The following is a 13,622-nucleotide window of genomic DNA, read 5'->3' as shown; positions in this document are numbered from 1 at the left end:
GGTGTCGCTCAGTCGAAGCGCGCAGTCTCCAGTCGATACAGTGCGAGCGCAACCGAGAGCCGCGTACGCCCGCGGGAGGTACGCACATCGAAGCCGAGTTTTCCACTGAGCTCTTCAGCGCGGGACTGCACTGTGGAGTGATGAAAGCCGAGAGTGCTGGCGGCAGCACGCAGACTGTCGCTCGCAGCGAGAGTGTCGAGCATCGCGATGACGCGCGGCGACTCGCGAATGACAACGCCAACAGACTGAAGGTCGCAGTTCTCGGGTGCTCCCGCCGGACTAATTTCGGCGAGGAGGAGAAGCGAACCGAGATCGTCCGCGTACAACACAGGTTCGCCATCTGAGGTCAACCGCAGGGCGGTAAGTGCGGACTGCCACGACCGCGCCAGTTCTCCCGGTGCGGCAGCGATGCCGATTCCGGCTCGCGGCGCACCTACGGGAACCGAGCTGAGCACTACTTCCGCGCGAACGGCACCCACCAGCGTCGTAAGCACTGCTGACGGTCCGGCCGTGGCGCTGGTGGTGCTTGCGGGTTGGGCGACCACCCGATAGCGGGTCGTCGGAGCGAGGTGGAGTGAGCCAGCTGCGGTGCGACGGTCCTCCGGAGTGCGCTCACCGTCCAGCAGAGTGTTTACGGCAATTTCGTTGCTTGAGTGGGCGCTAATCTCGTTCAGTGCGTGCATGGTCGCAAGCTCCCTTTCTCGTCGGTGCGCCACTACTGTACGACGCCCAAGGCCAAACCCGCCATTTGGCGGTACGGTACTGGAATTATCATGAAACAGCGTGGTTGAACGGGATGACTGATTAATCCAGAGAGATTTTGGGAGACCGGAGCACACCATGCAGTTCGGGATTTTTACCGTTAGCGATGTCACGACCGACCCTACCGATGGCACCACCCCCACCGAGGGCGAGCGCATTAAAGCCATCGTCACGATCGCTAAGAAAGCGGAAGAAGTCGGGCTCGATGTCTTCGCCCTGGGCGAGCACCACAACCCGCCATTCGTTTCCTCCAGCCCCACCACGACTCTTGCCTACATCGCGGCACAGACCGAGAAGCTCATTCTCTCGACGAGCACGACTCTCATCACGACAAATGATCCTGTGAAGATCGCCGAAGACTACGCGATGCTTCAGCACCTGTCTGATGGACGTGCGGACCTCATGATGGGGCGCGGCAACACCGGGCCGGTGTACCCGTGGTTTGGCAAAGACATTCGTGAGGGCATCCCGCTCGCGATCGAAAACTATTCGTTACTGCACAAGCTGTGGCGTGAAGAGTTTGTGAACTGGGAGGGCAAGTTCCGCACGCCGTTGCAGGGTTTCCAGTCGACACCGCGACCGTTGGATGGCGTCCCTCCGTTTGTGTGGCACGGCTCCATCCGCAGCCCTGAGATTGCCGAGCAGGCAGCCTTCTACGGCGACGGCTTCTTCGCCAACAACATTTTCTGGCCCAAAGAGCACTACATGCGCCTCGTCGGCTACTACCGTCAGCGCTTCGAGCACTACGGCCACGGCAGCGCGGCGCAAGCAATCGTTGGGCTCGGCGGCCAGGCGTTCATGCGCAGCAACTCGCAGGCCGCAAAGGCAGAGTTTCGTCCATACTTCGACAATGCTCCCGTCTACGGCCACGGCCCAGCGATGGAAGACTTCACCGACCAGACCCCGCTCGCAGTCGGCAGCCCGCAAGAAGTCATCGACAAGTATGCCGGGATGCGCGACCACTTCGGTGACTACCAACGCCAGCTCTTCCTCATGGACCACGCTGGTCTGTCGCTGAAGACCGTGCTCGAACAGCTCGACATCCTGGGCGAAGAAGTCGTGCCAGTGCTCCGCAAGGAGTTCGCCACCAACCGGCCTGCCGAAGTTGCGGATGCACCCACCCACGCGTCTCTCGTCGCCAAACGAGACGCGGCTCTTGCCGCTGACGCAGCTGTCGACACCACCGTCTAGCCACAAGTCCTCGAACGAGGCGTAGAAACAGACGTGACAGTGATCGAACTGCGCGACCTCGCGCACGACGTAACCAACAACCTGCTCACGGGTTTCCCGAGCGCCAAGCTTGACGAAGCCATACGCGCCGTCACCGGTGCTGACGGACTCATCGCCGTCACACCTATCTTCACGACAAGCTACAGCGGGCTGTTCAAATCGTTCATCGACATTCTTGACCCGCAATCACTCGCGGACTTGCCCGTACTGCTCGGCGCAACGGGCGGCACCGATCGGCACTCACTTTCGATTGACTACACGCTGCGACCGCTGTTCACCTACCTGCATGCCGTGGCTGTGCCGACTGGCGTGTATGCGGCATCCGCAGACTGGGGAGGTGGAGGAGAGAGTGGATCGAGCACACTACCAACACGAATTGCTCGCGCGGCGGGGGAGTTGGCGGCGCTTGTGGCAGTGTCGGATCGTTCCGACCGGGTGATCGACCCGTTTGCGCTGCCCGAGGGCTTTAGCCCGTCGGGCAGCTTCAGGGCGTAGTAGCGCTCGCTTATCCGGTCTTGCGGCGGAAGTCGCGCTTGTGGTCAGCGCGGTCTTGGGTGCCGTGGATAGCCGATTCGGCATCCAAGTGTCCCGGACGCGCCGTCTCTTTGCCCTGCTTGCGATCAAGCGCCTCGCGGAACCTGCGCTTGTTCTCTTCGCTCGCAGAGGGTGTTTCTTTTGTGGGTTCCATACCCTCAAGCGTAATCGACTCACAGCGTTAGCGTGTCGATACCGCTGATTTCTCGGGTCGGAAGGTGCCTAATGGTACGATTATGAGCGTTGTCCCCATAGTTATAGGGCAACACCGGAGCAGGCTGGCAAGAAGCTGGTCACCGGTGGTAATTTTCCGAGTCGTTCGGAGGCTTTCTACTGTTGGCCAGACATGCGCCGCCACTCTAGGCATGCGCATGAACCATCGCGTCCTTCTGCCCGCTCCTGCTCCTTGACGAGTCGCACACCACACGGGTGCGCGACGTAAAACAAAGGAGAAACCCCCGCATGGAGGGTCCAGAAATCACATTCGCCGAAGCCGTTCTCGATAACGGTAAGTTCGGCAAGCGCACCGTGCGCTTCGAAACCGGTCGACTCGCTCAGCAGGCACAGGGTGCCGTTGCTGCGTACCTCGACGAAGAAACAATGATCTTGAGCGCCACGAGCGCGGGTAAGCACCCGCGTGAGGGCTTCGACTTCTTCCCCCTTACTGTGGACGTTGAAGAGCGTTCATACGCTGCAGGCAAGATCCCCGGCAGCTTCTTCCGTCGCGAGGGTCGTCCATCGACCGAAGCGATTCTCGTCTGCCGTCTCATTGACCGTCCGATGCGTCCGACATTCGTTGAGGGGCTCCGCAACGAAGTTCAGATCGTCATCACCGTTCTGAGCATCGCTCCTGATGAGTTCTACGACGCACTGTCGATCAACGCTGCGTCACTCAGCACCCAGATCTCGGGCCTGCCGTTCTATGGTCCCGTTGCCGGCATCCGCTTGGCTCTGATCGGTGACCAGTGGGTTGCCTTCCCAAAGCACAGCCAGCTTGCTGACGCTGTCTTCGACCTCACTGTTGCTGGCCGTATGGTCACCAACGACAAGGGCGAAGAAGATATCGCCATCATGATGGTTGAGGCAGAAGCTACCGAGAACAGCTGGGAGCTCATCAAGGCCGGCGCAACCAAGCCCGACGAGGCTGTTGTTGCTCAGGGCCTCGAAGCATCCAAGCCGTTCCTCAAGCAGCTCGTCAAGGCTCAGCTCGAGGTTGCTAACAAGGCTGCAAAGCCTGTTGCAGAGTTTAAGCTCTTCCCGCCGTACTCCGACCAGGCGTACAACGCAGTCAGCGAAATCGCTGAGGCAGAGCTTCGCGATGTCTACAAGATCGCTGACAAGGTTGAGCGCCAGACCGCAGACGACGAGCTCAAGGCTCGCGTCAAGGCTGAGGTTCAGTCGAAGGTCGACGCTGAAGAACTCGGCGAAGACGTTCTTGGAATGGTTGGCGGCGCATACAAGGCTGTCAGCAAGAAGGTCATGCGCGCTCGCGTGCTGACCGAGGGAATCCGTATCGACGGCCGTGGCTTGAGCGACATCCGTGCGCTTGATGCTGAGGTCGAGGTTATTCCTCGCGTTCACGGTTCGGCAATCTTCCAGCGCGGCGAGACCCAGATCTTGGGTGTCACCACACTGAACATGCTCAAGATGGAGCAGCAGATTGACTCACTGGCGCCAGCGACCAAGAAGCGTTACATGCACCACTACAACTTCCCGCCTTACTCGACTGGTGAGACCGGTCGCGTTGGCAGCCCGAAGCGTCGCGAAATCGGTCACGGTTTCCTCGCAGAGCGTGCCATCGCACCCGTGCTTCCTCCCCGCGAAGAGTTCCCCTACGCGATCCGCCAGGTTTCTGAGGCTCTCAGTTCCAACGGTTCAACGTCGATGGGTTCTGTCTGTGCTTCGACCTTGTCGCTGCTCAACGCTGGTGTGCCGTTGCGCGCTCCTGTTGCGGGTATCGCCATGGGCCTCATTTCGGACGTGGTTGACGGAGAGACGCGTTACGCGGCCCTCACCGACATCCTCGGTGCTGAAGACGCACTCGGCGACATGGACTTCAAGGTTGCCGGTACGAGCGAATTCGTTACCGCTATTCAGCTCGACACCAAGCTCGCTGGTTTGCCTTCGTCGGTTCTCGACGGCGCACTCAAGCAGGCTAAGGAAGCGCGTACCGCGATTCTTTCGGTGCTGAACGCTGCAATCGATGCTCCCGACGAGATGGCCCCCACGGCTCCTCGCGTGATCTCGGTTCAGATTCCGATTGACAAGATCGGCGAGCTGATTGGCCCTAAGGGCAAGAACATCAACCAGATTCAGGATGACACCGGAGCTGACATCTCAATCGAGGATGACGGAACCGTCTACATCGGTGCTGTCGATGGTCCTTCGGCTGAGGCTGCACGCGCGGCGGTTAACGCCATCGCGAACCCGCTTAACCCTGAGGTTGGCGAGCGCTTCTTGGGTACGGTCGTCAAGATCGCTACCTTCGGCGCCTTTGTTTCGCTCACTCCGGGCAAGGACGGGTTGCTGCACATCTCTGAGGTTCGCAAACTTGCCGGTGGCAAGCGTGTTGAGAACGTCGAAGACGTGCTCGCCGTCGGCCAGAAGATTCAGGTTGAAATCACCAAGATCGATGACCGCGGAAAGCTTTCGCTCGCTCCGGTTACCGAAGAGTCCGACGCAGAAGCAGCGGCTCCCGCTGACGAAAGCTAGATTCGGCTAAACGCAATTGCATTAGCACACAGTGCCCATCCTCTTTGAGGGTGGGCACTGTGTCGTTAAGGCCCGTTGGATTAGGCAGGTTATCCCTAGATCAGGGGGTAGTCACCCTTGTCTCCCCTAGCAAAGGGTGGCGACCGCCGCACCTGAGAACGGTAGGGTGGTGCTGTGACCCGAATCACTACACCCCTCGACGCCTTTATGAGCGACATGCTTGTGTGGGTTGAGACCGCTTGGTACCTGTGGGTAGCTCTCGGCATTGTTGTGCTTGTCGTTGTCGTCAGCGTGGTTGTTGCGAAGATGCGCAGCCGTGACTACGAGCGGGTGCCGCACTACTTCCGCCAGAACAGCTAACGCAGACGCTTTCGCGCTCTCCCATTTTCCCGTATTCCCGAGGCGGGATGTTTGACGTGCCTTCTAGCTTGCTCCGTCTTTTTCTGTGCGTGACAGCCCTGTCAGTTGGGCTCGCGCCACGACGTGGTCGCGCATAACGAACCCGAGCATCGCTGGCGTACTTCCTTCAGCGAGCTCGAGGCGTTCGGTGTTCAATGCGCTCAAGGTAAAAACGTAGCGGTGGTCGCCGTGGCCGGCGGGAGGGGCTGCCCCCTGAAACGACTCGAGCTGCAGGTCGTTGGGCAGCGTGATGGCACCGTTCGGCATTAGTGCACCGTCGGTGCTGCCCGCATTTTGTGGCAGTGACTCGATCGAGGCCGGAATATTGAACACGGCCCAATGCCACCAGCCGCTGCTCGTCGGCGCATCCGGGTCGAATACGGTCAGTGCGAAGCTTTTAGTGCCAGAAGGGAACCCGTGCCAGTGCAGTGTGGGGGAGCGATCTTCGCCCCCGGCGTTTGCTATCCCTGAGCGTGCCCATTGAGGCAATGTGCCGCCGGCTTCGAAATCGGGGCTCTCAAGTTCAAATGAGGGCACGACGGGAAGTTTCCAATTCGGGTCATTCACGATGGCAGTCCTCTCGATGGTCAAAACTGTGCTGTTGCCATTATCGCGATGATGCAACAGAAACGACACCGACGACCCTCACAACGCACAGATTTGTCGGTTTTCGACACGGAGTAATAACGATCGCCCTGCGCTGCACGCATTGAGCGGTGCCGCGTCCTATCCTTGCCAAAAGCCTTGTGGGAGGCCCCTATGACGCAGGTACACCCGACTAGATCACTGCCGGGTTCTACCAGCGCGCAAGTAACCGCCCAGCCGCACTTCATCACGCGAGTGATTGGGTCCTCTGACCTTCGTGTGTACCCACTCGCTCTCAGCGGGAATGTCTTTGGCTGGACTGCCGATGATCCCGCAACAACAGCCATTCTCGATTCCTTCGCCGAGGGCGGCGGCAACTTTGTCGACACCGCTGACTCGTATGCGTCCGGTCGCAGTGAACTAATGATTGGCAAGTGGATGCGCGTGCGTCGCAACCGCGATGACATGGTCGTTGCCACGAAAGTCGGAAAGAGCCGCGACAATCCCGGCATGCAGGCTGACGCTATTAAGCGTTCAGTGACGGCGTCTCTTGCCCGTTTGGGTACGTCGCACATTGACTTGTTGTACCTGCACGTTGACGACGAGAGCGTAGATTTTGATGAGACGCTCTTGGCGGTCGATGAGCTGATTGGTGAGGGCAAAGTTCGCTACTTTGGCGGCTCAGATCACACCGGCAACCGACTCATCCAGGCGCGCATTGCCTGCGGCCAAATGGGGGTTGCCCCGATGGTGGCCGTGCAGTCGCACTACAACCTGTTGCATCGCGAAACCTATGAGACTGGACTTGCGCATGTCGCGGCAATTCAAGCGTTGGGCGTTATGCCGCGCTTTGCGCTTGCTAGCGGATTTCTGAGCGGCAAGTACCGGCAGCGCGCCGACTTGGCCCTCAACTCGCGGGGACATGATGCGGCACGGTACCTTCGTCGTCGCGGCTTCAAAGCGCTGAACGCATTGGATGAGGTCGCTCATGAGCATGATGCCAGCGTCGCCACTATTGCCTTGGCGTGGTTGCTCAACAAGCCTGGAGTGGTTGCACCCGTCGTTAGCGCGAGCACTGCCACACAGGTGCCGGAGTTGCTTGCGGCCGCCCGTGTGCAGCTGACGCGGCATCAGTCAGCCGAGTTGGATCGAGCTTCAGCCTACTAAGGCTGCGGTCTACAGGTACTGCTGGAGCTGCGGCTAACTAAGGCTGACAGCTGCTTAGACGGAGACGGATTCGGCGAGCACGCGCTTGACGACTCGCGCCATTGCTGCTCCCGCAGCAATTGTGTCGCCAGCGTATCCGCCAGCAAGTGCACCGTCTTTGGCGAGCATGAGCTCGTCAGCGGCGTCGCCGGGGAAGGGATGATTTGTGCCGCGCATGAGCTCGTAGAGAGCTTCGTTGTACCAGTCGCGGTGCTCGGCGATCAGTTGACGTACCGGGTGTGCCGGGTCAGGGAATTCAGCGACAACGTTGAGGAACGGGCATCCACGAAAGTCTTGCTTCGTGAGCTCAGCGGCAATTCCCTCAAGCAGGCCGAGGACAGCGTCGTGAGGAGATGCTGCGCCCTCAACGATGGACTGCACCTGTGACTCTGCGGCTGCTCTGCGGCTCTTGACGTACTCAAGAATCAAGTTGTCTTTTGAGCGGTAGTGCTTGTAGAAGGTTGCCTTCGTCACGCTTGACTTAGCGATGATGCGGTCTACTCCGACGTTCAGAATGCCGTCTTGGTAGAAAAGTTCGTTGGCCGTGTCAAGAATGCGACCTTTGGCCGGAGCGCGCTGTGCGGTCTCTGGTGTCTCAAATACCATCACAGCGCACTCCTTCCGGGGGAAATTCGGATCAGGAACTATTCCCCTAATTAGTGCATCGCTCGATTCGGGGCGTGCGATGCGGTTTTAGTACACAACCCGGTTCGGGTCCGGGTTGTGTGGTTGTGGACATCGCTCGGTTCGGGTCCAAGTGATGGTTTGTCGGCTTCGGGTGCCTAAAAAAGACTGTAGCACATGAGGACATACAGACAAGTCTGTCTGTCCTCATTTATTATCCCCAATTTGGGGGGTCTCGTCAAGAGAGTTTTGGGCCCAGCGTCTCGGCCAATTCAAATGACGTAAGATCGTAGTGATGAACGACGCTGTGATTCTTCCACTTGACCTTCCCGAACTGTCGTTCACCGCAACCGGCGACAGTCTCGTTCGCAGAACCGTTTTGCCGAGTGGTGTGCGTATCCTCAGCGAACAGGTTCCTGGCGCGCGCAGCGCCACTGTCGGCTACTGGGTAGCTGCTGGTTCGCGAGACGAACTTTCTGGCACCTTTGGTGCCACTCACTTCCTTGAGCACCTGCTGTTCAAAGGAACCCCGTCACGCACTGCGCTAGATATTGCGGTCAGCTTCGATGCGGTCGGCGGCGAGCATAATGCCATGACCGCCAAGGAATACACCTGCTACTACGCCAAAGTGCAAGACATCGACTTGCCCATGGCGATCGAAGTGATCGGTGACATGCTCACGTCGAGCCTGATCGATCCAACAGAGTTCGCCAACGAGCGTGGGGTGATCCTAGAAGAACTTGCCATGGCAGATGACGACCCCACTGATGTTGCCAGTGAGCGCTTCTTCGAAGCGGTCTTTGGCGATCATCCACTAGGCCGCCCCATCGGCGGCAGCCCCGAAACGATCAACGCCATCTCGCGCGAATCAGTAATGGAGCACTACCGCGGCAACTATCGGCCACAAGATCTCGTGATCACAGTGGCAGGTGCAGTCGACCACGACGTGCTCGTCGCCGCAGTCTCTGCCTGCCTTGTGGGGGCGGGCTGGGACCTCTCACTTGAGGCGACACCGGTTGCGCGTCGAAACAACGCAACGACAGCAGCATCAGCCAGCACCCCAGCTCAGCGACTTCAAGTTACTCATCGCCCCATCGAACAGGCAAACATCATTGCTGGCGTCGAAGGGTTGTCAGCAACTGATGAGCGTCGCGCAACCCTCACCGTGCTCAATTCCATTCTGGGCAGCGGAATGTCTTCGCGATTGTTCCAAGAAGTGCGCGAGAAGCGTGGCCTAGCCTACTCGGTGTACTCCTTCGCTCCCAGCTACTCCGACGCAGGAATCTTTGGCATTTATGCCGGATGCTCGCCCGCAAAGTCTGCGCAGGTTGCCGAACTCATGCTCGAAGAGTTCAACAAGCTCGGCGACTCTCACGTCACTGACGAAGAAATCAGTCGGGCGGTTGGCCAACTACGGGGCGCCTCAGCACTCGCGCTTGAAGACTCAGACTCGCGCATGTCGCGACTCGGTCGCAGCGAGCTGACGCTCGGCGAGTTTATCGACCTCGACACCTCAATCGCACGGATCTCGGCGGTCACGGCCGACGGCATCCAAGAACTTGCTCACGAACTCTCATCGCGCCCGCTGTCCATCGCGGCAGTCGGTGCGGTCACTGACGAGATGTTTTCCGGGCTTTCTCTCGGCAGAGTTGCCCAGAGCTAGATCAACAAAGGAATGGTGATGGCTCACTACCTGTACCTCGTGCGTCACGGCGAACAGCAAGACGCAGAACACGGACTGCCCGATGGCCCGCTTTCGGGCAAAGGGACACGTCAGGCGAAGGCGATTTCTGAACGGCTGAGCGGCGTTCCGTTTACTCGCGCTTTCCACTCGCCGCTACAGCGTGCGGCCGAAACCGCGGCAATCATGACCGAGCGGATGCCCGCCCTCGAGTCGCAGCCCACAACACTGCTGATGGACTGCATCCCTAGCGGCCCGACCGTCGATATGCCTTCAGCGTTTGACCATTTTTTTGGTTCTGTCACTCCCGAAGAGATCGATGCCGGGCAGGCCCAGATGGAAGACGCTGTTGCGGAATTCCTTACGCCAGCGCGCGAGGATCGCCACGATCTTCTCATCACGCACAACTTCGTAATCGCCTGGTTCGTGCGCGAAGTGCTTGGTGGCGATCAGTGGCGTTGGCTAGGGCTCAATCAAGCCAATTGCGGTCTCACGATCATCCGGGTGCGCAGCGCGAAACCGCCTGTACTCGTCGCTCACAATGATCTTGGGCACCTGCCGGCGGAACTCCGCACGGGCTTGCCTGAGGAGCAGCCGTACTAGCTGAGCACCTTGCGGTACCAGGTGGTTGCGTTGGGGTTGTCATTGTACGGTTCGACTGAGTCGAATCCGCTAGACCGGTAGAGGCCACCAGCTGCTGCGAGGCTCTCATTGGTGTCGAGTACCAGCTCTATGGCGCCCCACTGGCGGGCGCGACGTTCCAGTTCGCTCAAGAGTTGACGCCCGAGCCCTGCGCCGCGACCCTCGGGCCGCACCCACAAATGCTTTACTTCATAGCGACCTGAATCAAGCTGACGGATGCCTCCACAGCCCAGCGCGTTGCCCGATTCCTCCACGAAGAGAAACACGCCGTGGGGTGGTGTGAACTGTTCATCACTGGGGAACGTCGTGACATAGCCCGCGGGCGAGGGGAACGTCTCAGCGCGGTAGCTGAAGTACTCGGAAAGAAGTTCGTGGGCGAGAGCATCCGTGACGGGGACGGGGCGAAACTGTGGCACAGCACAACAGTACTCGTGGCCGCGGCTTGGGGCAGTCGGCAGCGTCGCTCAGCATTGATAGATTTGAACCATGACAACGAAAGTAGCGGTAGTCGGCGCAACCGGTCGCATGGGAAAGTTCATCAGTGGTGTGGTCGACGCAGCAGACGATTTTTCGCTCGTTGCCACCCTCAACTCTCGGTCGGATCTTAGCGAGATGCTTGAGGCAGACGTTGTGGTGGATGTCACTGAGCCGAGCGTGTCGCCTTCGGTGGTCGAGTTCGCGACCTCTCATGACAAGAGTGTGCTTGTTGGTACCTCAGGCTGGAGTGAGGATCGTATTCAGGGCATCAAATCCACGCTTGCCGATAAGCCCGACATCGGTGTCATCTTTATCCCTAACTTTTCGCTCGGCTCCGCGCTGGCCACATCGTTTGCTGCCGCCGCCGCGCGATACTTCGACTCCATCGAAATCATTGAGAGCCATCACGCCGGCAAGGTCGATTCGCCATCCGGCACAGCGGTTCGCACGGCAGAACTCATGGCAGACGCCCGGAGTGAGCGTGGGCCAGTAGCTGCGCCCCACCATGACCAGCGTGCCCGCGGCGAGCAGGTTGCTGGTATTCCCGTGCACAGTCTGCGGATGACGGGAGTGGTCGCGCACCAGCAGGTCATTTTCGGCGGCCCTGGCGAGGTGCTCACACTCGACCACCGCACAATGTCTCAGGACTCTTACGAGGCCGGAATCCTGCTTGGTTTGCGCGCGGTCGTTACAGCGCGTGGCGTAACAGTCGGGCTCGACCAGCTCATTGATCTAGCACCTCGTGGTCGCACGGAGTCAGCGTGAAAACCCGTATAGCGGCTCTGGTGATGGTGGGTCTTCTGGCCCTCTATCTCGTCTTTGTCATCAACTATTCGTTCATTTTGATCGGAACAGGTGAGCTCATTGCGCAGGTAATGGGGTGGGCGCTGCTCGTGCTGCCGCTGATCGGCTTCTGGGCGCTTGCCGCTGAGCTTGTTTTCATTTTCCGTGCTGAGAGGTTGCTCAACACCCTCCGAGATGAAGGCGCACTGCCCGAAGAAGTTGACGAACGTCGGCCAAGTGGTCGACCCGACCCTGAAGCGGCAGACCGGGCATTCGAGCTCTACCGCGAAGAAGCTGAGGCAAGCCCTGAGTCGTGGCGCGCTTGGCTACGCCTTGGACTTGCCTATGACGCCAGTGGTGACCGAAGCCGAGCCCGTTGGGCCACTCGCCGGGCCATCTCGTTGTCACGTAGCTCTGCCCAAAAGGCTGCGTAGGCGAACGCACCCGGTCATGGCTAGTCGCAGCTAGTCGCAAGAGCGAGCCGCGCAACGATGAGCTAATCGACGAACTCGTCGATCGCCTGCTCGATCGTCGTGTGCGTAAAGCTGAATCCGGTGTCGAGCAGAGTGCGCGGCTGAACGTTCTCGTCGACCAGAATGAGATCTTTGCCTGCGTCGCCCAGCATCCGAAAGGCGAAGCTGGGAACCGCCAGCCAGTGCGGTTTCTGCATCGAGCGCGCGAGGGCCTTAGTGACTGTTTTTGCGGTTGCCGGAGTTGGTCCAACGAGTGAAACGACCCCGGAGAAGTCGCTGCGCAGCAAATGGATGATGGCAGCAGCTTCATCGTGAAGGCTGACCCATGGCCAATATTGGTCGCCGCTGCCAAGTCGACTGCCGAGGCCGAAGCGGGTGAGCAAATTGAGCGGTGTGAACGCTCCACCCTCGCCGACGACGATTCCGGTGCGAAAAATGACAAGGCGTGTGCTCGAAGGCGTGAGCCGTGCAGCTTTCTCCCACGCGTCAACAACGTCGCTGAGGAATCCGGTTCCCTTTGAGGACTCGTCGGTCAGTTCCTCACCGGGCCGGCTGCCAAAGTAGCCGACCGCTGAACCACTGAGAAAAGCATCCGGGGGAGAAGTGGCACGTCGGATAGCTTCGGCAATAGTGCGCGTGCCATCCACCCTAGAGCGCAGAATCTCACGTTTGTAGCCAAGAGTCCACGGAAGCTTCCCTGTGCTTGCACCGGCCAAATTGATGACAACATCCGCGAGTTCGATCGCTCGATCGTCGATTGTTCTCGACCGGGGGTCCCAGTAAAACTCAGTAGAAGTGCGTGGTTCGCGACGCACAAGACGCAGAACTTCGAAACCTTCAGTCTCCAACTGCGAGACAAGCTCTGTGCCAATATAGCCTGACGCGCCGGCGACCAGTACCCGCGTGACCGCTGCTTCAGCCACCGCTACGCCAAGCTTGCTTCAAGCGTGATCGGGACGCCGGTGAGGGCGCGTGAAACGGGGCACCCTTCTTTGGCTTCCTGTGCCAGCCGCTGAAAGTCTTCTTCGCTTAGGTCGGCCACTTTGGCGCTGACGAGCAGGTGACTTCCGGTGATTCCTTCGGCTGGGTCAAAGGTAACTGCGGCAGTAACCTGAAGGCTCTCCGCTGGGGTTCCATTGCTGGCGAGACCATTCGAGAATGCCATGGCGAAACATGCCGAGTGGGCGGCGCCAAGCAGTTCTTCGGGATTTGTCGTCGACTCTTGGCCTTCTGACCGCGCTGCCCAGGTGACTGGGAATTCTGCGGCGTCAGAGGAATCTAGCGATGTCGTACCTTTGCCACTAAACAGGTCACCAAACCAGAGTGTTGTTGCTTCGCTCGTAACAGGCATTGCCGTTCCTTTCGTCGTGCTCAACACTATGCGGTGGCTGAGCGACGCGCATGAGAAAACCCGGGTTCTAGTTCGAAGTGCAACACGGTGTGGTTTCGTTCGATGATAGTTCTTGGAAGACTTCGGCGGGTGTTGCCCAGCCGAGGATTTTGCGTGGCCGGTT

The 13,622-nt window shown here is 59.3% G+C and carries 16 protein-coding genes; 9 read left to right on the top strand and 7 right to left on the bottom strand.

The window, feature by feature from the left end:
• Nucleotides 1-8: 8 nt before the first annotated feature.
• A complete protein-coding gene (locus tag ABD112_RS09860; RefSeq protein WP_343925441.1) occupies nucleotides 9-683 on the bottom strand; it encodes a helix-turn-helix domain-containing protein in 675 nt (224 codons plus the stop codon).
• Nucleotides 684-840: 157 nt separating this feature from the next.
• Between ABD112_RS09860 and ABD112_RS09855 the strand changes: the two genes are divergently transcribed.
• Nucleotides 841-1,953, top strand: a complete 1,113-nt coding sequence (locus ABD112_RS09855) for an LLM class flavin-dependent oxidoreductase (protein WP_343925439.1) — start codon at nucleotides 841-843, stop codon at nucleotides 1,951-1,953.
• Between the two features lie 33 nt (nucleotides 1,954-1,986).
• Nucleotides 1,987-2,487, top strand: coding sequence for a CE1759 family FMN reductase (locus ABD112_RS09850; protein ID WP_425563822.1), 501 nt, complete (start codon nucleotides 1,987-1,989; stop codon nucleotides 2,485-2,487).
• Nucleotides 2,488-2,497: 10 nt separating this feature from the next.
• On the opposite strand, the gene ABD112_RS09845 is transcribed toward ABD112_RS09850, so the two are convergent.
• Nucleotides 2,498-2,680 (bottom strand): DUF5302 domain-containing protein, encoded by a 183-nt coding sequence (locus ABD112_RS09845; protein WP_343925437.1) that lies wholly within the window; start codon nucleotides 2,678-2,680, stop codon nucleotides 2,498-2,500.
• 308 nt (nucleotides 2,681-2,988) lie between these two features.
• On the opposite strand from ABD112_RS09845, the gene ABD112_RS09840 reads away from it, so the two are divergent.
• Together ABD112_RS09840 and ABD112_RS09835 are read left to right on the top strand one after the other, a co-directional pair.
• Entirely contained in the window at nucleotides 2,989-5,238 is a 2,250-nt protein-coding gene (locus ABD112_RS09840) for a polyribonucleotide nucleotidyltransferase (RefSeq protein WP_343925435.1), read from the top strand.
• A gap of 174 nt (nucleotides 5,239-5,412) precedes the next feature.
• Nucleotides 5,413-5,598, top strand: coding sequence for a hypothetical protein (locus tag ABD112_RS09835; protein ID WP_343925434.1), 186 nt, complete (start codon nucleotides 5,413-5,415; stop codon nucleotides 5,596-5,598).
• Nucleotides 5,599-5,661: 63 nt separating this feature from the next.
• Here ABD112_RS09835 and ABD112_RS09830 read toward each other — a convergent pair whose 3' ends face one another.
• Nucleotides 5,662-6,204 (bottom strand): YbhB/YbcL family Raf kinase inhibitor-like protein, encoded by a 543-nt coding sequence (locus tag ABD112_RS09830; RefSeq protein ID WP_425563821.1) that lies wholly within the window; start codon nucleotides 6,202-6,204, stop codon nucleotides 5,662-5,664.
• 192 nt (nucleotides 6,205-6,396) lie between these two features.
• Between ABD112_RS09830 and ABD112_RS09825 the strand changes: the two genes are divergently transcribed.
• Entirely contained in the window at nucleotides 6,397-7,389 is a 993-nt protein-coding gene (locus ABD112_RS09825; protein WP_343925433.1) for an aldo/keto reductase, read from the top strand.
• A 54-nt stretch (nucleotides 7,390-7,443) separates the two neighbouring features.
• On the opposite strand, the gene ABD112_RS09820 is transcribed toward ABD112_RS09825, so the two are convergent.
• Nucleotides 7,444-8,034 (bottom strand): TetR/AcrR family transcriptional regulator, encoded by a 591-nt coding sequence (locus tag ABD112_RS09820; RefSeq protein ID WP_343925612.1) that lies wholly within the window; start codon nucleotides 8,032-8,034, stop codon nucleotides 7,444-7,446.
• 313 nt (nucleotides 8,035-8,347) lie between these two features.
• Between ABD112_RS09820 and ABD112_RS09815 the strand changes: the two genes are divergently transcribed.
• Together ABD112_RS09815 and ABD112_RS09810 are read left to right on the top strand one after the other, a co-directional pair.
• The gene (locus ABD112_RS09815; RefSeq protein ID WP_343925431.1) at nucleotides 8,348-9,715 is read left to right on the top strand and encodes a M16 family metallopeptidase; all 1,368 of its coding nucleotides are present in this window, start codon (nucleotides 8,348-8,350) and stop codon (nucleotides 9,713-9,715) included.
• 18 nt (nucleotides 9,716-9,733) lie between these two features.
• Nucleotides 9,734-10,336: a histidine phosphatase family protein gene (locus tag ABD112_RS09810; RefSeq protein WP_343925429.1), complete on the top strand. Its 603-nt coding sequence runs from the start codon at nucleotides 9,734-9,736 to the stop codon at nucleotides 10,334-10,336.
• Here the strand turns inward: ABD112_RS09810 and ABD112_RS09805 are convergent.
• Nucleotides 10,333-10,791: a GNAT family N-acetyltransferase gene (locus ABD112_RS09805; protein ID WP_343925427.1), complete on the bottom strand. Its 459-nt coding sequence runs from the start codon at nucleotides 10,789-10,791 to the stop codon at nucleotides 10,333-10,335. The genes ABD112_RS09810 and ABD112_RS09805 overlap by 4 nt on opposite strands.
• Nucleotides 10,792-10,861: 70 nt before the next feature.
• On the opposite strand from ABD112_RS09805, the gene dapB reads away from it, so the two are divergent.
• Entirely contained in the window at nucleotides 10,862-11,617 is a 756-nt protein-coding gene (dapB, locus tag ABD112_RS09800; protein ID WP_343925425.1) for a 4-hydroxy-tetrahydrodipicolinate reductase, read from the top strand.
• Entirely contained in the window at nucleotides 11,614-12,069 is a 456-nt protein-coding gene (locus ABD112_RS09795; RefSeq protein ID WP_343925423.1) for a hypothetical protein, read from the top strand. The genes dapB and ABD112_RS09795 overlap by 4 nt, the downstream gene beginning before the upstream one ends.
• 62 nt (nucleotides 12,070-12,131) lie before the next feature.
• Here the strand turns inward: ABD112_RS09795 and ABD112_RS09790 are convergent, their stop codons facing one another.
• Together ABD112_RS09790 and ABD112_RS09785 are read right to left on the bottom strand one after the other, a co-directional pair.
• Nucleotides 12,132-13,031, bottom strand: a complete 900-nt coding sequence (locus tag ABD112_RS09790; RefSeq protein ID WP_343925421.1) for a TIGR01777 family oxidoreductase — start codon at nucleotides 13,029-13,031, stop codon at nucleotides 12,132-12,134.
• A gap of 2 nt (nucleotides 13,032-13,033) precedes the next feature.
• Entirely contained in the window at nucleotides 13,034-13,459 is a 426-nt protein-coding gene (locus tag ABD112_RS09785) for an OsmC family peroxiredoxin (protein ID WP_343925419.1), read from the bottom strand.
• Nucleotides 13,460-13,622: the final 163 nt, after the last annotated feature.

The sequence above is a fragment of the Rhodoglobus aureus genome (assembly GCF_039527955.1).
Classification (GTDB): Bacteria; Actinomycetota; Actinomycetes; order Actinomycetales; family Microbacteriaceae; genus Rhodoglobus; species Rhodoglobus aureus.
The sequence above is the reverse complement of the archived record's forward strand: the minus strand, read 5'-3'. Positions and strand labels throughout refer to the sequence as shown.